A 19,263-nucleotide genomic window follows, 5' to 3' on the forward strand; every position below is an offset into this window, starting at 1 on the left:
TTTTTTCTATTCACTAAATTCTATTTTTTATTTGAGTTTATTCCAATAAAAAAGGCGGAATCTCTTCCGCCTTTTTTGCCCCAAATCTACCATAAACTTAACCTACTAATGTTATGGTTCTTCAAATGTATGTTAACATTGTAGCTCTGACAAATATTTCTGTTGAACTACAAAAAAAAACGTTTATTAGTCCTTTTTCATATAAGAGAGCCTTTTTTTAAGCTATCTCCTTGACTTTATTCCAATAAAAAAGGCGGAATCTCTTCCGCCTTTTTTGCCCCAAATCTACCATAAACTTAACCTACTAATGTTATGGTACTACAAAAGTATGTTAGCAATACATTTTGTCCAAACAATTAGGACAAACGGTAAAAAAAACCGATGAAATGCATATTTTAACCTTTTGTTATATTTTTAATACGCTCTAGCGTCTTTTCCTTCATAGAAATTCATAAAAGCACGATTCACTACTCTATTCCCTCCTGGAGTAGGGTAATCTCCTGTAAAATACCAATCTCCAAGATTTTTAGGACATGCAATATGCAAATCCTCTACTCTTTGAAATATGATTTTTACTTCGGCATTTATCTCTGGTGAACTTAACATTTCTGCAATTTTATCTGAGATTTCTTGCGGTTCAAATGGCGCATAAATTGCAGTAACATAATTTACAACATCACTGTCTAAATAATTCTCCTGAGCTTTACACTTTGCATAAACTTCATCTACTATATTATACAGATTTCGTTCTTTTAACAATTCTAAAGCTGCTCTAAAAGCTACCAAACCTTCCAACTTTGCCATATCGATTCCGTAACAATCTGGGTAACGAATTTGTGGTGCTGATGATACAATTACAATTCGCTTTGGATTTAAACGATCCATCATTTTTATGATACTCATTTTAAGTGTAGTTCCACGAACAATACTATCATCAATTATTACTAGGTTATCCGTTGGTTTTATAACACCATATGTTACATCATATACGTGAGCAACTAAGTCATCACGACTACTATCCTCTGTAATAAAGGTTCTTAATTTTGCATCTTTAATAGCTACTTTCTCAGTACGTATTTTTACAGCAAGTAACTCCTGCAACGTATCTGCAGTAAGTGTATTTCTATTGGCTATTATATAGTTGTTTTTTCTCTGATTCAAGAAATCCTGAGCAGCTTCAACTAAACCATAAAAAGAAGTTTCTGCTGTATTTGGGATATATGAAAAAACGGTATTGTCTGTATCACTATCAATAGCTTCTAAGACTGCAGGTAAAATTAATCTACCTAAAATTTTGCGCTCTTGATATATTTCAGCATCACTACCCCTTGAGAAATAGATTCTTTCAAACGAACATGCTTTTTTAACAGTTGGTGTTAAAATTTCTTCCATCGAAACTTTACCACTTTTTTTAATGATTAATGCATTTCCTGGTTCAATTTCCTGAACACTAGCAAAGGGTACGTTAAAAACAGTTTGAATAACTGGTCTTTCAGATGCTACGACTACAACCTCATCATCTTGATAAAAATAAGCAGGACGAATCCCTGCTGGATCTCTAAACACAAATGCATCACCATGACCTAGTAAACCTGCCATTGCGTAACCACCATCTAAGTTTTTAGCTGATCGCATCAATATTTTTCCAATGTCTAATCGGTCTGCAATTACTGGCGAAGCTTCTCTTTTAGAATAGCCTTCCTTTTTACAATCTTGATATAATGACATCACTTCTTTATCAAGAAAGTGACCTATTTTCTCCATAACTGTAACTGTATCCGCCATTTCTTTAGGATGCTGTCCCAACTCAACTAAATTCTCAAAAAGCTCTTTAACATTAGTCATGTTAAAATTACCTGCTAAAATAAGATTGCGGTGCATCCAATTACTCTGACGTAAAAATGGATGTACACTTTCGATACTATTTTTACCAAAAGTTCCGTAACGAACGTGCCCTAAAAACAACTCTCCTATATATGGAATATTTGCTTTTTGTTTTTCAACATCATTTGCGTATTCAGGATGTGAAGTCATTTCTTCATTAATACGCTCATTTATTTGCTTAAAAACATCTTGTATCGGTTGTGCGTGATTAGAACGAACTCTACTTATGTATCGTTGTCCAGGTTCAACGTCTAATTTAATACTTGCAAAACCAGCTCCATCTTGACCACGGTTATGCTGCTTCTCCATCATAAGATACATTTTTTGTACCCCATAAAAAGCTGTTCCGTATTTTTCTTTGTAATATTCAAGCGGTTTAAGAAGTCTAACCAAAGCTATACCACATTCGTGTTTTAAAGCGTCACTCATTGTATTTGTGTTTGTGTGTTGTTGTTGTGGTTTCTACTATTCATTGTAATAACAAAATCAAAAAAGCCCCGTGAACGAGGCTTTAATTCTTTATAGTTCTATGTCAAACTGAGTTAGCGATTTAAATTGTTTTAATCTCGCAACTACTTCGTTTTTATCTAATGCTACCATTCTTTCTGTCCCAAATTTCTCTACACAAAAAGAAGCTAAATTCGATCCATAAATTACAGCATTCTTCATATTCTTATATGATATGTTTTCACTCTGTGCAATAAATCCTGCAAATCCTCCTGCAAATGTATCTCCAGCTCCTGTTGGATCGAAAACATCTTCTAAAGGCAATGCTGGCGCAAAAAACACTTCTTTATCATGAAATAACAATGCTCCGTGTTCTCCTTTCTTAATTACCACATATTTTGGTCCAAGAGTGTGAATCTTTGCAGCTGCTTTTACTAACGAATATTCTCCCGAAAGTTGTCTTGCTTCTTCATCATTGATTGTAATTACATCAACACGCTTTATAACCTCTAATAATTCAGGCAAAGCACAATCCATCCAAAAGTTCATTGTATCTAAAACCACTAACTTTGGTTTTGATTCCATTTGATCCAAAACACTACTTTGTACCAACGGATGTAAATTTCCTAACATTACAACATCTGAGTCTTTAAAGTTTTCTGGAACTTTAGGCTGAAAATCTGCCAATACATTAAGCTCAGTTGCCAATGTATCTCTTGAATTTAGATCGTTATGATAACGTCCACTCCAAAAGAAAGTTTTTCCTCCTTTTACAATTTCAAGTCCAGAAATATCAATATTTCTTGACGTTAACAAATCTAAATATTCTTGAGGAAAATCATCTCCAACTACAGAAACAATAGCCGATTGTAGGTTGAAAAACGATGCCGACAAACCAATATATGTCGCTGCACCACCTAATATTTTATCTGTTTTCCCAAAAGGAGTTTCAATCGCATCGAAAGCAACTGTTCCGACAATCAGTAATTTATTCATTTTATGAATTTCGAATTAAGGTGCAAAGATACTTTATAAGTTTCAGAGTTGCAACGGTTCATTGCACCAAAATTTTTATAAAAATCAAAACCAAATAAAACAAGCAAACATATTAAAAGCCAAAGGGTTATAATAAAAAAATACCTACTAATTTCCTGCGGTTACAAGAATAAATCAATCAATAATTCTCAAAAAAAAAAGACTTATAATTCATATTTTTTATCATAATAATTCTTCAATAATGGTATCTGAATTAATACCATTAAAACAACAATTAAAACTGCATAAGAAGTGCTTTTTGAAAACTGAAACACTGGAATCAAATTATCCATTTTAGAATAGTACAAAGCACTTCCCTTTAAATCATAATCTGTTACTTGATTTCCTGCAAAAATTACATATCCAACAAAAGCAATTAAGCTTCCAAAAATGACAATCCAAACTGGTTTTGAGATTAGTGGTTTGTATACAATCCTCTTATTTTTCTCTATAATAAAAACTTGAGACATAATTTTAGATGTAAAATCTGCAGAAGGCTTTTGCAAAGTACTTTCGACCATTACTTTGTCAACTAGATTTTCATAATATTTATCGCTCTCTTTCATACGTAGACAATATTTGTTTTTTAATGGAATATGCTATCGGTATTCTTTATTTTATTTTTGTTTTTGGAATCTTACCGATATCATAATAATTTAATGTGTCAGGTTCCAATTTCTCTTTTAAAATAACTGCTAGTTTTTTTCTGCTCCGAAATAATTTTATTTTGACATTATTAACACTAATGTCCATAATCTTACCAATTTCATTTAAACTCTGGTCGTCAAAATAAAAAAGTGTCAATAAGAAACTTTCTTCACTTGATAACAAATTTAAACAATTCTGAATATCCTGCTTTCGTTCCTGATCTTCCAAAATACTTAAAGCATTATCAGTTGTTTTAACCAAATATCCTTTAAGTTCATCGATTACAACGTTGCTTTCATCTTTTTTATTCTTCTTCAAATAATCCAAAGATGTATTATATGCAATTTTATAAATCCAAGTTGAAAACTTAGAATCTCCTTTAAATTTATTGAGGGAATTAAAAATTTTAATAAAGGTATCTTGAGAAACTTCTTCAGCTATCTCTCTATTTTTTACCATTTTTATAGCCAAAGTAAAAATCAGGTCTTTATAGCGATCGACTAATACTGCAAACATATTAGTTTCTCCTAAAAGAATCCGATTGATATAATACTGATCATTTACTTTATCCATATTCCATATGACGACAACAATCTCATTAAGGTTACAACTAAATTAAAAAAATATTTTAGTAAAATCTGTAACCTCTATCAAACATCTTTCGTCATATGGAATATCAATCAATTAAATTTAAAAAATTATGGGTCCACAAATGTTAATACCAATTAGTCTTTTCCTTATGATCTTTGGAATTGCATATCTTATTTTTTCTACCAGAAACAGAGAACGTTTAGCTCTTATAGAAAAGGGCATAGATGCTAGTATTTTTTCAAATAGTAAAAACAATACTGCTCCTATATGGAAAGTACTTGTTTTAAATTTAGCTTTTTTACTAATCGGAAGTGGAATTGGGATTTTTATCGCCTTACTTATTACAACTTACACATCTCTTCAGGATGACGCTGTATATCCTGCTACTATTTTTACGATGGCAGGAATTGGGCTACTTATCGGATTTAATAAATCTAAAGATTTAAACAACAATTAAATCTCTCTTGATTTCTATAAATAACGTGTCTGAAAAATATATCTCAGACACGTTATTCTTTTTATGCTTCTTTTGAACCTATATCTTCATAATAGGCATCTATTGAAAGTTGTTTTTGCATCGAAGCCATTACAGCCAATTGATCACAACGTTCGTTTTGAGGATGATTATTATGTCCTTTTATCCATTTAAAATCTACTTGGTGTTTTCTATAAATAATTAGAAAACGTTTCCATAAGTCAGGATTTTTCCTCCCAACAAATTTTTTCTTCTCCCAACCAAAGACCCATTTTTTTAAAACAGAATCGACTACATATTTCGAATCCGAAATAACAAGTACTTTCATGCTTGGTTTTTTAAGTTTTTCGAGACCTACTATTACAGCCAAAAGTTCCATTCTATTATTTGTTGTTAATCGAAATCCCTCATAATATTCCTTTTTATGTGGCGTTCCTACCAATTCCATAACAACTCCATATCCTCCATTGCCAGGATTACCCTTAGCCGCACCATCTGTATATATATGTACTTCGTGTTGATTCATTTTAGACTACTTAGATTTTTAGACTTCTTAGACTTGCTATGCTTTTTAGACTACTTAGATTAGTTAGATTTTCAGATTCTTGGACTGTTAGACTTCTTGAACTACAAGTCGACTTTCTTTCTAAATACTTAGAAAGAAAAAAATTCTGTTTCTATTTACTTTTTCAAGCGAAACAAAAAACAATTTTATCTCTTTTTATTCTTTTTTCAAACCTAGAATAAAAACAACAATCTAACTAATCTAAGATATCTAAAATTCTAAGGCCTCTACCAGCCTATGAATAACTTCCGGAAAGTGTTTTTGTTCTAATTCATGAATTTTAGCGGCCACATCTTCAGCTGTATCTGTATCTGTTAAAACTACTTTTTCCTGAAAAATAATTGCCCCTTCATCATAATTTTCATTTACATAATGAATACTTATTCCTGTCTCTTTTTCCTTATTTTCTACTATTGCTCTATGAATGTGCATTCCATACATTCCCTTCCCTCCATAGTTAGGCAATAATGCAGGATGTATATTTATTATTTTATTAGGATATGCTTCGATTATCTGTTTTGGGAATTGAAGCAGGAAACCAGCTAAAATAATAAGATCGGGGTTAATTAATTTTACTTTTTGTAGTACATAACCTTCAATTAATTCTGTTTTAGTGAAAATTTCGACCTCTACATGATAGTTTTTGGCTCTTTCAATTACTTTAGCATTAGCGTTATTAGTAAACACAGAAACAACATTTGCAATTTGTGTTTCAGCAAAATATTTTATTATATTTTCTGCGTTACTTCCTGATCCTGAAGCAAAAACGATTATTTTTTTCATACTCGAATTAATTTATTTTTTGCAAAAAACGGAATAAAAAACCAAAATAAATAACATTCCAACCCCTTTGTTCAAATAAATTTTATAAATTAGTGTTACATTTATTAACTAAATCGTGGTTTTAAAATAAAGTTTTTTATTTTTGCCAACAAATTAAATTCTAAAATTAAAGATTATGTCAGACATTGCATCAAGAGTAAAAGCGATTATCGTAGACAAATTAGGTGTTGACGAAAACGAAGTTGTAACAGAAGCAAGCTTCACTAATGATTTAGGAGCTGACTCATTAGACACTGTTGAGCTTATTATGGAATTCGAAAAAGAATTTGATATTCAAATTCCAGATGATCAAGCAGAAAACATTGCTACTGTTGGTCAAGCTATTTCTTACATCGAAGAAGCTAAAAAATAATAAATTTCCACCCGATTTTTTTATAAACTATAAAAAGTCGGGTGTTATTATTTTTTATAAAAATTTAAATTTTGGGTTGATTTTCAATCAAAAAAATATATTTATATTGTAATACCCATGGCTCTTTTGTAATATAATACAATCAAGAAAGCGTGGGTTTTATTTGTTTAAAGCTAATAAAACACATATTTATGGTATTAAGGCGAGTTGTTGTAACAGGATTAGGCGCACTTACTCCTATTGGAAATAACATTCAGGAGTATTGGAACGCGCTTATCAATGGAGTTAGCGGTGCTGCCCCAATAACGTATTACGATACAGAGAAACATAAAACGAAATTTGCCTGTGAAGTAAAAAACTTCAACATCGAAGATTTTATGGATCGTAAAGAATCACGTAGACTTGATAAATTTGCACAATATGCTGTTGCTGCAAGTGATGAGGCTATAAAAGATGCTGGACTTACAGATGATAATATTGACAAACAAAGAGTTGGAGTTATTTGGGGAGCTGGAATTGGTGGTTTACAAACTTTTCAAGAAGAAGTAATTTATTATGCTAAAGGAGATGGTACACCAAAATTTAATCCATTCTTTATTCCTAAAATGATTGCTGATATTGCTCCTGCACACATTTCTATGAGAAATGGTTATATGGGACCAAATTATACAACTGTTTCTGCTTGTGCTTCTTCTGCTAATGCACTTATTGATGCCTTCAATTACATTCGTTTAGGAATGTGTGATGTTATCATCTCTGGTGGATCAGAAGCTGCTATTACAATTGCTGGAATGGGAGGTTTTAACTCTATGCATGCTTTATCAACCAGAAACGAAAGTCCTGAGACTGCTTCAAGACCTTTTGATGCTACTCGTGACGGTTTTGTTTTAGGTGAAGGAGCTGGTGCATTAGTACTTGAGGATTATGAGCATGCAAAAGCACGTGGAGCAAAAATATATTGCGAAATTGGCGGAGGCGGAATGTCATCTGATGCATACCATTTAACGGCACCACATCCGGAAGGAATTGGGGTTATTGCTGTAATGAAAAACACATTGCGTGATGCTGGTATGAAACCTGAAGATGTTGATCATATTAATACGCATGGTACATCTACTCCACTTGGGGATGTTGCTGAATTAAAAGCAATTAGTGCTGTTTTTGGAGATCATGCCAAAAAAATAAATATCAACTCTACTAAATCTATGACTGGTCACTTACTTGGTGCTGCTGGTGCTATCGAAGCAATTGCTTCTATACTTGCCATGAAACACGGTATTATACCCCCAACTATCAATCATACGGTTGCTGACGAAAAAATAGATCCTTCATTAAATTTAACACTAAACAAACCTCAATATAGAGAAGTTAATGTTGCTATGAGTAACACTTTCGGTTTTGGAGGTCACAATGCTTGTGTTTTATTTAAAAAATTAGTTGACTAGTTTTTATATGAGTATTTTCAAAAAAATATTTTCAAAATCCCGTTCTCAAGAAGACGGGATTTTTTTTGATTCTATTCAAAAAATACTTGGATTTCCACCCATTTCGATTCAGTTTTACAAGAAAGCATTTACACATCGCTCTTCTAATCGACTAGACGAAAACGGACATCCTATTAACTACGAACGTCTAGAGTTTTTGGGAGATGCAATGTTAAGCGCTGTAATTGCTGCACATTTATTCAACAAAGCTCCTGCTGGAGATGAAGGCTACTTAACCAAAATGCGTTCTAAAATAGTAAGTAGAGAGCATTTAAACGACCTAGGAAAGGATTTAAATCTTGTTCGGTTTATTGAGAGCAAAGTACCTTTGCAGCATTTTGGAGAAAACATCCATGGTAATATTTTCGAATCACTTATAGGCGCTATTTACTTAGACAGAGGTTATTCTTATTGTGAAAAATTCATTCAAAATAGCGTAATTAGCCCATATGTAGACATAACCCGACTGGAAGGAAAAGTAATAAGTTATAAAAGCTTAGTTATCGAATGGTGTCAAAAGGAGAAAAAGATATTCCATTACGATATTTTTGAAGACAATGGTATTGGTGGCGAACGTTTATTTGGCGTAAAATTAAGTATTGATGATAAAGTAGTCGCAAGAGCGCGAGCAACTTCCAAAAAGAAAGCTGAAGAGAAGGCTTCTCAACGTGCCTATTTTGCTTTTCAAGAAAAAATAGACAAGAAATAAACCCGATTTTCTTAAAACTATATCGTTTTCGTTTATAAATTAACAAAAACATACCAATCTTAACTATTGAACCAGCAATAGAAATAGTATATTTACAACTTATTTTTTCAGGGAATGGCTATTCATAAATTAGAATTAGGCGAATTTGATGAAATTGATTATAATTTAATTGCCATACATACTTCAATGGAAGATTATAGATTGGCGTATTTTATCAATCAGAATTTCCCAGTTCTTTTGAGTAAAAGTAAAAATGAAATTCAAATTAATGTGAAAGAAGGTGAGACTCATTTTTCACGATTTGATTATTATGACGAAGAAAAAGAACTTTACTGGGATTTGATTCAGAATAAAAACGAAGTCATTCAAAATACACCAAATGACAATCAGGATTTATTTTCAGATTCTCCAATTGAACTAGCCACAAAAGTATATTTACTACCTGAGTTTAAAAAAGTTGATTATTTTTTAAAAATTGAAAAGAGTGAGGGAGCTTTCGATATATTAAAAATACAACAAATATTAAACACCATTGATACCATCTCAACGGTTTATATAGTTGATACGAATAAAATAAAATCAAAAAACAATTTAATTTTTTAATAGAAATGCTTACAAACAAAAAAACCAAAATTGTAGCCACACTTGGCCCTGCATGTGGTACTAGAGAGATCATAAAAGACATGATCGAAGCAGGTGTGAACGTATTTAGAGTTAATTTTTCGCATGCAGATTACGAAGGTGTAAAGGAGAAAATCAATATCATTAGAGGACTTAACGAAGAGTTTGGCTATACTACAGCTATACTTGGAGACTTACAAGGTCCTAAACTTCGTGTGGGAATAATGGAAGAAGGTGTTGTAGTAAACGATGGTGATGTAATCACTTTTACTACTGCTGAAGACATTATTGGTACTGCAAAAAAAGTTTTCATGAAGTACCAAAACTTTCCAAATGATGTAAATCCTGGAGAGCGTATTTTACTTGATGACGGAAAACTTATTTTTGAAATCCTTACAACTGACAAAAAAACAGAAGTTACTGCTGTGGTAATTCAAGGTGGTGAACTAAAATCTAAAAAAGGAGTTAACCTTCCTAATACTAAAATATCTTTACCTGCATTAACTGAGAAAGATATCGCTGATGCAATTTTTGCTATTGAACAAAAAGTTGATTGGATTGCTCTTTCATTTGTAAAAACACCACGTGACTTACAAGACTTACAAGAGTTAATTGCAAAACACTCTGATGTTAAAATTCCAATCGTTGCTAAAATCGAAATGCCTGAAGCATTAGAGAATATGGATAAAATCGTTGCTTATTGCGACGCTTTAATGGTGGCTCGTGGAGATTTAGGGGTTGAACTTCCTGCTCATGAAGTACCTTTAGTTCAAAAAGAATTAATCCGTAGAGCAAAAACAGCTCGTATTCCTGTAATTGTGGCAACACAAATGATGGAAACAATGATCACTAGCTTAACACCTACTCGTGCTGAAGTAAATGACGTTGCTAACTCTGTTATGGATGGTGCTGATGCTGTAATGCTTTCTGGAGAAACTGCTGCAGGAAATTACCCTGTTCAGGTTATCCAAAAAATGACTCAAATTATCGAAGCTGTTGAAGACTCTCCGCTAATTCATGTTCCACAAAATACACCACAAATAAAAACAAATCGTTTTATTACCAAAACAATTTGTCAGCAAGCGGCTATGATGGCTAATGTTATAAAAGCTAAAGCAATTTGTACGCTTACAAATAGTGGATATACTGCTTTCCAAATTTCAGCTTGGAGACCATCTGCTCATATTTTAGTATTTACTTCTAACAGAAGAATTTTAACTCAATTGAGTCTTTTATGGGGAGTTAAATCTTATTACTATGACAAAGATGTAAGTACTGATGATACTGTAACTGATGTAAATCAAATCGTAAAAGATAAGGGATATGTTGTAAAAGGTGATTACCTAATCAACTTAGCTGCAATGCCTATTAAAGAAAAAGGAATGGTAAACACCATGAGAGTTTCTGAAATAGAGTAAACTGATCTCCTTTCAAAATATTAAATCCGTCTTGTATTATACTTGACGGATTTTTATTTTATATAAATTCAGACTACTTCACAAGTTGGATTATGCAAAACTGGGAAATTGCATGAATTGGCTATAAAACACAACTGATTTGCTTTTTTATGTAACTCTAATGCAAGTTGGATTTTGTCTGGATTAGCAATTGTTACTTTTGGATTCAATCGAACTTCCGTAAAACGTCCACTTCCATTAAACTCAACCTCTAGAATAGCCTCAGCGTTATCTGAATAAGTAACCACTTCAATCCCATTTTGACTGCAAACATAGAAATACGACATCATGTGGCAAGAAACAAGACTACTCAGTAGCATATCTTCTGGATTGTATAGCTTTGCATCACCTTTAAAAGCTTTTGCAGCAGAGACGCTTAGTTTAGGTTTTCCTTCAATTGTGATCTCGTGATTTTTAGGATTAAGTTCATTTTCATTTGACTCCCATTTGACCTCTGCTTTGAATAAATGTTTAAATCCCATAATTATTTTAAATTTAAAAAACTACAATAACAAAACTTCTGATTACAATGAATTACGCATGATCAAAGAGGATTTGTTTTCAATATTTTGTTTTTTTCCTGACAAAACCATCTTTGCCATAATTTTTCCCATTTCTTCAAAATTTGTTGAAATAGTTGTTATTCCATTTTCAACCACTTTTTTTAATGGTGTTTCATTATAAGAGATAATTCCAAAATCAATTCCAAGCTTTAAATCTTGACGTTTGGATTTTTCGATAACCCGAACCAAATCTCTATCATTAGGAATTATATATACCTCTCCTACTTTAACTTCTCTTTCTCTAAACTCAGTGATCACTTCATTATCAAATGAAAAATCATTGCAAAATTTCAAAAAACCAACTTTCATTCCTAAAGGCTCTCTAAATCCTGGAAAAATCATAATAAGCTTCCTATATTTATCTAGTTTAGTTTTTCCTTTTACTAACGCATCGTAAATATCTTTTGGAAAATTCTGGCAAACTGATGGATATGCTTTTAAAGCTTCACTAGTCTGATCCAAAATATAAACTTCATTTACTGGTAGGGTATTTATACAAGAAGCTGCATCTGCTAAATCGGTTGGCATTATTATATATTTAGTATATGCTCCGTTATTGTCATTTATTAGTTTCTTAAAAACCTTAGTATTGAAATAGTAAAAAAAGATATCAACCTGCACTTCTTCACCTATATTCCTCAAAAACGAAATATAAATATCTTCTTTAAAATTATTCAATTCATCAAAAAGTAAAAAAACCCGCTCTTTAATCGTGATTTCAACACTTTTAATATAATATCCCTTTCCTGGTATGGCATAAATAATACCTCTCTTTTTTAATTCATCATAAGCCTGCAAGACAGTATCTCTTGACAAAGAAAAGGCTAAACACACTTTATTAACTGATGGTAGTCTATCGCCTTTCTTTAAATTTTTCTTATTAATGCTGCTCTCAACAGAAGCTATAATCTGCTTGTATTTAGGAACACCTAGATTATTTTGGATAGAAATTATATTCATAAAAGGTTTGGTTTTTATGCAATATACAAAAAACTGGTAGGTGCTGGTATGAATCGTGTCAATATATACATATTTTTGAATTTCATTTTTCACAAAAAAATAATGAAAATAAAACACAAATCACATTTTACAGATATAAACACAAAAGGATTCTTTGGTATATTACCCGACAACAACGCTATCCATTCTTATAAATTAACCAATAAAAACGGCATGCAAGCCACTATTATCGATTATGGAGCAACAGTTACTTCGTTAATAGTACCGCTTGAGAACGGAGAACTCATAGATGTAGTTTTAGGTTTTGACAACTTAGAAAAATATTTAAAATCATACTTTTTATCTGACGCGCCGTATTTTGGCGCTACCATAGGTCGTTATTCTGGCAGAATAAATAATGGAACTTTTACCTTAAATGATAAAACATATCTTTTAAACAAAAACAAAACCAATCATTCCATACATGGTGGAATTATTGGTTTTGCTCAAAAAAAATGGAAAGTAGAAACAATTACCGAAGGCGAAAATCCATCAATAACAATGACTCTTTTAAGTCCTGCAAATGAAGAAAATTATCCTGGAGACTTATCTGTAAGCCTGACTTATACACTATCTGAAGACAATGAGTTACAACTAGAATACAATGCAACTACCACAGAGGATACGATTATAAACTTAACAAATCATAGTTATTTTAATCTTAACGGACATGACTCTAGTGTTGCAGACCAGGAAATGATTGTAAACTCGGATGAAATATTAGAAACAACTCCTGAGAATATCCCAACAGGAAATATATTAAATCTTTTAGATCATCCTTTCGATTTTAGAACTCCTGCAAACTGCCCTCCTATTATTGATAATTCATTTATAATAGAAACTAAAAATGACATTGCTGCTGCACTTTATAGTCCAACAAGCGGATTACGAATGACTGTTTATACAGATCAGCCAAGTGTTCATGTATTTGTAGGCGGTAATTGTTCAGCCGAAATAAAAGGAAAAGAAAACGTTACGTACCATTCTTTAAGCGGCATTTGTTTTGAAACCCAAAATTATCCCGATGCTCCTAATCAATCCCGTTTTCCTAATTCAGTACTTAGAAAAGAAGATAAATACCATCATAAAACTGTTTATAAATTTCAGTCTATTTAAAACCACCTTACAATAACCACGAAAAAATTTTATATTAATTTCCCTCTATAACGCCATTACCATGAACCAAACCCTTGCTCTCGCCGATTATGTAGTTTTCATCGTCTACTTTATTGTAGTATCTACTTACGGCTACACTATATACCGAAAACGTAAAAAAGACGAAAAAGATGCCAAAGCTTATTTCCTTGCTGAAGGAAACCTAACTTGGTGGGCAATTGGAGCTTCGTTAATCGCATCTAATATTTCAGCAGAACAATTTATCGGAATGAGCGGCGAAGGTTTCTTTTTAGGAATTGCTGTTGCTGCTTATGAATGGGTTGCTGCTATTACATTAATAATTGTTGCCGTCTGGTTTATTCCTGTTTATCTTAAAAACAAGATTTATACCATGCCTCAGTTTTTAAAAACACGTTATAATGAATCGACTGCTTTGATTATGGCTGTTTTTTGGTTGTTTTTGTATGTTTTTGTGAACCTTACTTCTATTTTGTACTTAGGAGCTGTTGCTATTAATGGATTAGCGGGAGGAGAATATCTTCATGTTATTATGGTAGGATTGGCTCTCTTTGCGTTAATAATTTCCTTGGGCGGAATGAAAGTAGTTGCTTATACTGATGTGATTCAAGTTGCAGTATTAATAATAGGTGGGTTAGTAACTTCTTATATTGCTCTAACCACTGTAGGACACTATTTTGGTGTGGGTCAAAATGCTATTGCGGGTTTTAAAGTATTAATGCAAGAAGCCCCAGAGCACTTTAAGATGATAATCCCAAAACCAACAGCTACTTCTTCTCAACTAGAAATAGATAAGTATTTAACCTTTCCTGGATTATTATCTTACGTTGCTGGTATCTGGATTATTAACCTCAACTATTGGGGTTGCAACCAATATATCACTCAAAGAGCACTTGGCGCCGACTTACAAACTGCTCGTACAGGTATTTTATTTGCAGGTTTCTTAAAATTATTAATGCCTTTAATCGTTATGTTACCTGGTATTGCTGCTTATGTTTTATACCAAAACGGACATTTACCTCAACTTGTTGGAGGAAAAGATGGAGCTTATTCTGCTGTATTAACTTTTTTACCAACAGGATTAAAAGGGCTTTCGGTAGCAGCCTTAACTGCAGCAATCGTGGCTTCATTAGCCGGTAAGGTAAATAGTATTTCGACTATTTATACTTTAGACATTCATAAAAAATACATACAAAAAGAGGCTGGCGAGAAACAACAAGTAAACATTGGTCGAATTGCTGTTTTTGCTGCAATGCTTTTGGCTGTTTTATTTACTTGGAATGATATTTTAGGAATTGGCGGCGTTGGAGGTTTTACATACATCCAAAAATATACTGGGTTTATTAGCCCTGGAGTTTTTGCCATGTTTATTCTTGGTATGTTCTGGAAAAGAACAACTGGAGCTGCTGCTATTGTAGGTGTAATTTTAGGGTTTGTATTATCTATCTTATTTAATGAATACGCCCCAATGTTATTTGGTAATGACACATTATTATATACTGCTTATCCAAACGGAAAAGGAGCATACGAAATTCCGTTCCATATTTGTATGGGATTATCTTTCTGCTTTACTGCAATGGCCATGGTTCTTATCAGTTTTGCAGGACCAAAAGTAAATCCAAAAGCATTCGAATTAGATACTACAATGTTTAAACTAAAACCACAAACAACTGTATTGATTGTAATTGCTCTATTAATAATTGCCTCTTTATATGTGAAGTTCTGGTAACCATTTACGACTTAATTAATAGAAAACAAGGATGCTGCAACTATAATAGTATCCTTGCTTTATGTTTATCCAATACCATATAATGATTTGATACAATAAAATTAACAAGATAAATATTGGCTTTAATAGGTTGGTTTTAATTACATTTGAGCGAAAAAATAATAAACGAACCATTTAATCCAAAATGAAATAATGAAAAAAACAGTAATTGCCTTTTTATTCCTTTCTTTCGCAATGTCAGCACAAGACATGAAAGTTGTATCTGGAGACTTTAAATTCTTGAAGGATCAGAAAGAAATCAATGTTGAATTTGATTATAGTAAATTCACAATGATGAAAGAAAAAAAGACAGAAGCTCAATATGTAGAAGAAAGAACCAAAGATTTAAATACAAAAACAAAAAGAAATGGTGACATTTGGAAAAAGAAATGGGATTCTTCCAAAGAATTAATCTGGACTCCTAAGTTTTTGGAATTAATGAATGTTATTTTCACCAAAGGGCGCAAAGATGTAAATTTTCAAGAAGGTTTAACAAATGCTCCTTACACATTAATTGTAGAAACTGTTTGGATTTACCCAGGTTGGGATGCTGGAGTAATGAAGCAAGCTGCAAAAGTATCTACTAATCTAAAATTTGTTGAAACAAATAACAAATCAAATGTATTACTTGAAATTTCTAGCCAAGAAGCTCCTGGAGATCAATGGGGAAACAACTACAGTAATGAATCAAGAATAGGAGAAGGATATGCTAAAACTGCAAAATCACTTGCTAAAATGATTCTGAAAAAAGCATACAAATAATTTAAAAAACAAAACCCTAGTTTGCACTAGGGTTTTGTTTTTTCTTACTTTCCATATTCAAGAGATAAGCCATGTTTTTAATTACATTATCATGTTTTTTCACAAATGGGTTTTCTTCATCCCAAACATAACCTGCAAGAACAGCACAAATTTTACGCTTTACATCTGGATTCTCTGGTTGATGAAAAAATAAAGTCTGTAAGTTTCCTGTGTACCATTCTTTTACATAAGTCGTAAAAACATTAATTCCACGCTTCATGTATTCGGTAAATTCTATTTCCCAATCTACAGCAATGCCTTGCGATTGTTTCAAGTATAGTTTTGCAGCAAGCATGCCCGATTCGGTAGCAAAAGCAACTCCTGATGAAAAAACCGGATCTAAAAATTCGGTACTATTTCCAGTTAAGGCAAAACCATCTCCATACATTTTCTTTACGGAACGCGAATAATTTTCCAATTTTATAGGTTCGAATAAAAACTCAATTCCTCCAAATCTTTTAATATAATAATCTGATAGTTGAATTGCTTTTTTTAAAGCTTCACCATTGTTTTTATTTTCAGAAAGTGAATTGATAAAATCTGTTGGACCTACAACTCCTAAACTTGTATTCCCATTAGAAAAAGGAATTACCCATAACCAAACTTCGGTTTCAAGAACGTCAAATGAAATTAACGTTCCTTCTTCTCCTTCTGGTCTGTTACTATCTTTTACATGTGTAAAAATAGAAGAATGTGGATCTAATGCAGACGGTTTATCTAAATCTAAAAGTCTTGGTAAGACTCTACCATAACCGCTTGAATCTATAATGAATTTGGCATGAATCTCTTTTAAATTTCCATCCTTATTCTTTACAATTGTTTTTGAATTACTTCCTTCAAAAGAAACTTCAATCACTTCTGACTCAAATTCTAAATCAATTCCTTTCCGAATTAATTCCTGAGCCATTGTATTGTCAAAATCAGCTCTCGGTACTTGCCATGTCCAATCCCAACCTTTAGTAAATTTATCAGAAAAATCAAAAACACAAATTTCATTTCCTCTAATAAATCGTGCTCCTAGCTTCTTTTCAAAGTTGACAGCATTTAAGCTATCAAATAACTCCGCTTCAGCAAAGTGATCCATAACTCTTGGTATCAAGCTTTCACCAACAACAATTCTAGGAAATTTTGTCTTTTCAACAACCTTTATTTTGCAATTATTCTTATGCAAATAAGCAGCCGATACGCATCCAGACGGTCCTGCTCCTATTATTAAAACATCTACAAACTCCTTTAACATATACGAATTGTTATTAATTATTAACTTACATTTGCGCTCATCAAAATAACTACATTTATTTTAATAAATAAAATTAATTTAGCATAATCAAAAAAGGGTAAATGAATACAATTGGCGAATATTTAAGTTTAAAAGAATTTGAATCTATAATCTTTGGAAATAATAAAATTGACATCAGTAAAGTTGTCTTAAATCGAGTAAATGAAAGCTTTGACTTCTTAAAAGAGTTTTCAGGTAACAAAGTTATTTATGGTGTAAATACTGGTTTTGGCCCTATGGCACAATACCGTATCAAAGACGAGGATCGAATTCAACTACAATATAATCTAATCAGAAGTCACTCTTCTGGAACTGGCAAACCATTAAATGCGGTTTGCGTAAAAGCAGCAATTCTAGCACGATTAAACACCCTTTCCTTAGGAAATTCTGGAGTACATCCTTCAGTTATTAATCTAATGAAAGAATTTATAAATAAAGATATTACTCCGTTAATTTTTGAACATGGAGGAGTTGGAGCAAGTGGAGATTTAGTACAACTATCCCATTTAGCATTAACACTAATTGGTGAAGGCGAAGTTTTTTACAAAGGCGAAAGAAGATCTACTAAAGAAGTTTTTGAAATTGAAAATCTATCTCCAATACAAGTAGAAATAAGAGAAGGTCTTGCCCTTATAAACGGAACCTCTGTAATGACTGGGATAGGCGTTGTAAACGTGCATCATGCTAATAAACTATTAGATTGGTCATTGAAATTTTCTTGTGCAATCAATGAATTAGTACAAGCTTATGACGATCATTTTTCGGAAGAATTAAATCAAACCAAACGTCACAAAGGGCAACAGGAAGTAGCTGCAAGAATGAGACAAAATCTTTCAGACAGTACTCTAATTCGCAAAAGAGAAGATCATTTATATACTGGTGAAAACACTGAAGAAATCTTCAAAGAAAAAGTCCAAGAATATTACTCTTTAAGATGTGTACCACAAATTTTAGGTCCTATCTTAGAAACTATTAATAATGTTGGGTCAATTCTAGAAGACGAGTTTAACTCCGCAAATGACAATCCTATTATAGATGTAAAAAACAAACATGTATATCATGGAGGTAATTTTCATGGAGATTACATCTCCCTAGAAATGGACAAACTAAAAATTGTAGTGACTAAACTTACAATGCTAGCAGAGCGTCAATTGAATTATTTATTAAATTCTAAAATCAATGAAATCCTTCCTCCATTTGTTAATCTTGGAACTTTAGGATTTAATTTTGGAATGCAAGGGGTTCAATTTACTGCAACCTCAACAACTGCCGAAAACCAAATGCTCTCTAACCCAATGTATGTACACAGTATCCCGAACAACAATGACAATCAAGATATTGTAAGTATGGGTACAAATGCGGCCGTAATCACTGCAAAAGTTATCGAAAACTCATTTGAAGTTTTAGCTATTGAACTGATTACCATTGTTCAGGCAATTGACTACCTAGAACAAAAAGATCAAATTTCGTCTGTATCTAAAAAATTATATGACGACATTAGAACAATTATTCCTAAATTTAAAGAAGACCAGGTAATGTATCCTTTTGTTCAAAAAGTAAAAGACTACCTGATAAATAATTAATATTTTATTTCATATTATTAATCTT

General features: G+C 32.2%; 19 protein-coding genes. 10 read left to right on the forward strand and 9 right to left on the reverse strand.

Annotated elements, in window-relative coordinates; all coding sequences use genetic code 11:
• Positions 1-414: 414 nt before the first annotated feature.
• The 4 genes from IUY40_RS14030 to IUY40_RS14045 form a co-directional block, all read right to left on the reverse strand.
• Positions 415-2,313: an amidophosphoribosyltransferase gene (locus tag IUY40_RS14030; RefSeq protein WP_195737495.1), complete on the reverse strand. Its 1,899-nt coding sequence runs from the start codon at positions 2,311-2,313 to the stop codon at positions 415-417.
• Between the two features lie 90 nt (positions 2,314-2,403).
• Entirely contained in the window at positions 2,404-3,327 is a 924-nt protein-coding gene (locus IUY40_RS14035; RefSeq protein WP_195737496.1) for a PfkB family carbohydrate kinase, read from the reverse strand.
• 203 nt (positions 3,328-3,530) lie between these two features.
• Positions 3,531-3,932, reverse strand: coding sequence for a hypothetical protein (locus IUY40_RS14040; protein ID WP_195737497.1), 402 nt, complete (start codon positions 3,930-3,932; stop codon positions 3,531-3,533).
• Between the two features lie 46 nt (positions 3,933-3,978).
• Positions 3,979-4,587 carry a sigma-70 family RNA polymerase sigma factor gene (locus IUY40_RS14045; protein WP_195737498.1) on the reverse strand — a complete coding sequence of 203 codons (609 nt, stop codon included), beginning with the start codon at positions 4,585-4,587 and terminating at the stop codon, positions 3,979-3,981.
• A gap of 127 nt (positions 4,588-4,714) precedes the next feature.
• Here IUY40_RS14045 and IUY40_RS14050 point away from each other — a divergent pair, with 127 nt between their 5' ends.
• The gene (locus IUY40_RS14050) at positions 4,715-5,062 is read left to right on the forward strand and encodes a DUF6249 domain-containing protein (protein ID WP_195737499.1); all 348 of its coding nucleotides are present in this window, start codon (positions 4,715-4,717) and stop codon (positions 5,060-5,062) included.
• Positions 5,063-5,123: 61 nt separating this feature from the next.
• On the opposite strand, the gene rnhA is transcribed toward IUY40_RS14050, so the two are convergent.
• Both rnhA and purN read right to left on the reverse strand, forming a co-directional pair.
• The gene (gene rnhA / locus IUY40_RS14055) at positions 5,124-5,606 is read right to left on the reverse strand and encodes a ribonuclease HI (RefSeq protein ID WP_195737500.1); all 483 of its coding nucleotides are present in this window, start codon (positions 5,604-5,606) and stop codon (positions 5,124-5,126) included.
• Positions 5,607-5,855: 249 nt separating this feature from the next.
• Entirely contained in the window at positions 5,856-6,428 is a 573-nt protein-coding gene (purN, locus tag IUY40_RS14060; protein WP_195737501.1) for a phosphoribosylglycinamide formyltransferase, read from the reverse strand.
• A 175-nt stretch (positions 6,429-6,603) separates the two neighbouring features.
• Between purN and IUY40_RS14065 the strand changes: the two genes are divergently transcribed.
• From IUY40_RS14065 to pyk, 5 genes are all read left to right on the forward strand, one after another.
• A complete protein-coding gene (locus IUY40_RS14065; protein ID WP_007137004.1) occupies positions 6,604-6,840 on the forward strand; it encodes an acyl carrier protein in 237 nt (78 codons plus the stop codon).
• 191 nt (positions 6,841-7,031) lie between these two features.
• Positions 7,032-8,285: a beta-ketoacyl-ACP synthase II gene (gene fabF / locus IUY40_RS14070; protein ID WP_195737502.1), complete on the forward strand. Its 1,254-nt coding sequence runs from the start codon at positions 7,032-7,034 to the stop codon at positions 8,283-8,285.
• Positions 8,286-8,292: 7 nt separating this feature from the next.
• Positions 8,293-9,033 carry a ribonuclease III domain-containing protein gene (locus tag IUY40_RS14075; RefSeq protein WP_195737503.1) on the forward strand — a complete coding sequence of 247 codons (741 nt, stop codon included), beginning with the start codon at positions 8,293-8,295 and terminating at the stop codon, positions 9,031-9,033.
• Positions 9,034-9,147: 114 nt separating this feature from the next.
• A complete protein-coding gene (locus tag IUY40_RS14080) occupies positions 9,148-9,636 on the forward strand; it encodes an IPExxxVDY family protein (RefSeq protein ID WP_195737504.1) in 489 nt (162 codons plus the stop codon).
• 5 nt (positions 9,637-9,641) lie between these two features.
• Positions 9,642-11,072, forward strand: coding sequence for a pyruvate kinase (gene pyk / locus IUY40_RS14085; protein WP_195737505.1), 1,431 nt, complete (start codon positions 9,642-9,644; stop codon positions 11,070-11,072).
• Positions 11,073-11,140: 68 nt separating this feature from the next.
• On the opposite strand, the gene IUY40_RS14090 is transcribed toward pyk, so the two are convergent.
• Together IUY40_RS14090 and IUY40_RS14095 are read right to left on the reverse strand one after the other, a co-directional pair.
• Positions 11,141-11,593 carry an OsmC family protein gene (locus tag IUY40_RS14090; RefSeq protein ID WP_195737506.1) on the reverse strand — a complete coding sequence of 151 codons (453 nt, stop codon included), beginning with the start codon at positions 11,591-11,593 and terminating at the stop codon, positions 11,141-11,143.
• Between the two features lie 42 nt (positions 11,594-11,635).
• Positions 11,636-12,634: a GntR family transcriptional regulator gene (locus IUY40_RS14095; protein WP_195737507.1), complete on the reverse strand. Its 999-nt coding sequence runs from the start codon at positions 12,632-12,634 to the stop codon at positions 11,636-11,638.
• A 102-nt stretch (positions 12,635-12,736) separates the two neighbouring features.
• Here IUY40_RS14095 and IUY40_RS14100 point away from each other — a divergent pair, with 102 nt between their 5' ends.
• The 3 genes from IUY40_RS14100 (at position 12,737) to IUY40_RS14110 (ending at position 16,337) form a co-directional block, all read left to right on the forward strand.
• Positions 12,737-13,789: an aldose epimerase family protein gene (locus IUY40_RS14100; protein WP_195737508.1), complete on the forward strand. Its 1,053-nt coding sequence runs from the start codon at positions 12,737-12,739 to the stop codon at positions 13,787-13,789.
• 61 nt (positions 13,790-13,850) lie between these two features.
• Positions 13,851-15,536 carry a sodium/sugar symporter gene (locus IUY40_RS14105; protein WP_195737509.1) on the forward strand — a complete coding sequence of 562 codons (1,686 nt, stop codon included), beginning with the start codon at positions 13,851-13,853 and terminating at the stop codon, positions 15,534-15,536.
• Between the two features lie 192 nt (positions 15,537-15,728).
• The gene (locus IUY40_RS14110) at positions 15,729-16,337 is read left to right on the forward strand and encodes a hypothetical protein (protein ID WP_195737510.1); all 609 of its coding nucleotides are present in this window, start codon (positions 15,729-15,731) and stop codon (positions 16,335-16,337) included.
• A gap of 16 nt (positions 16,338-16,353) precedes the next feature.
• Here IUY40_RS14110 and IUY40_RS14115 read toward each other — a convergent pair whose 3' ends face one another.
• Positions 16,354-17,616, reverse strand: coding sequence for an NAD(P)/FAD-dependent oxidoreductase (locus IUY40_RS14115; RefSeq protein ID WP_195737511.1), 1,263 nt, complete (start codon positions 17,614-17,616; stop codon positions 16,354-16,356).
• Positions 17,617-17,717: 101 nt separating this feature from the next.
• Here IUY40_RS14115 and IUY40_RS14120 point away from each other — a divergent pair, with 101 nt between their 5' ends.
• Entirely contained in the window at positions 17,718-19,238 is a 1,521-nt protein-coding gene (locus IUY40_RS14120) for an aromatic amino acid ammonia-lyase (RefSeq protein ID WP_195737512.1), read from the forward strand.
• The last annotated feature ends 25 nt before the right edge of the window (positions 19,239-19,263 follow it).

Source organism: Flavobacterium sp. ALJ2 (assembly GCF_015594725.1).
In the GTDB taxonomy this organism is placed as follows: Bacteria; Bacteroidota; Bacteroidia; order Flavobacteriales; family Flavobacteriaceae; genus Flavobacterium.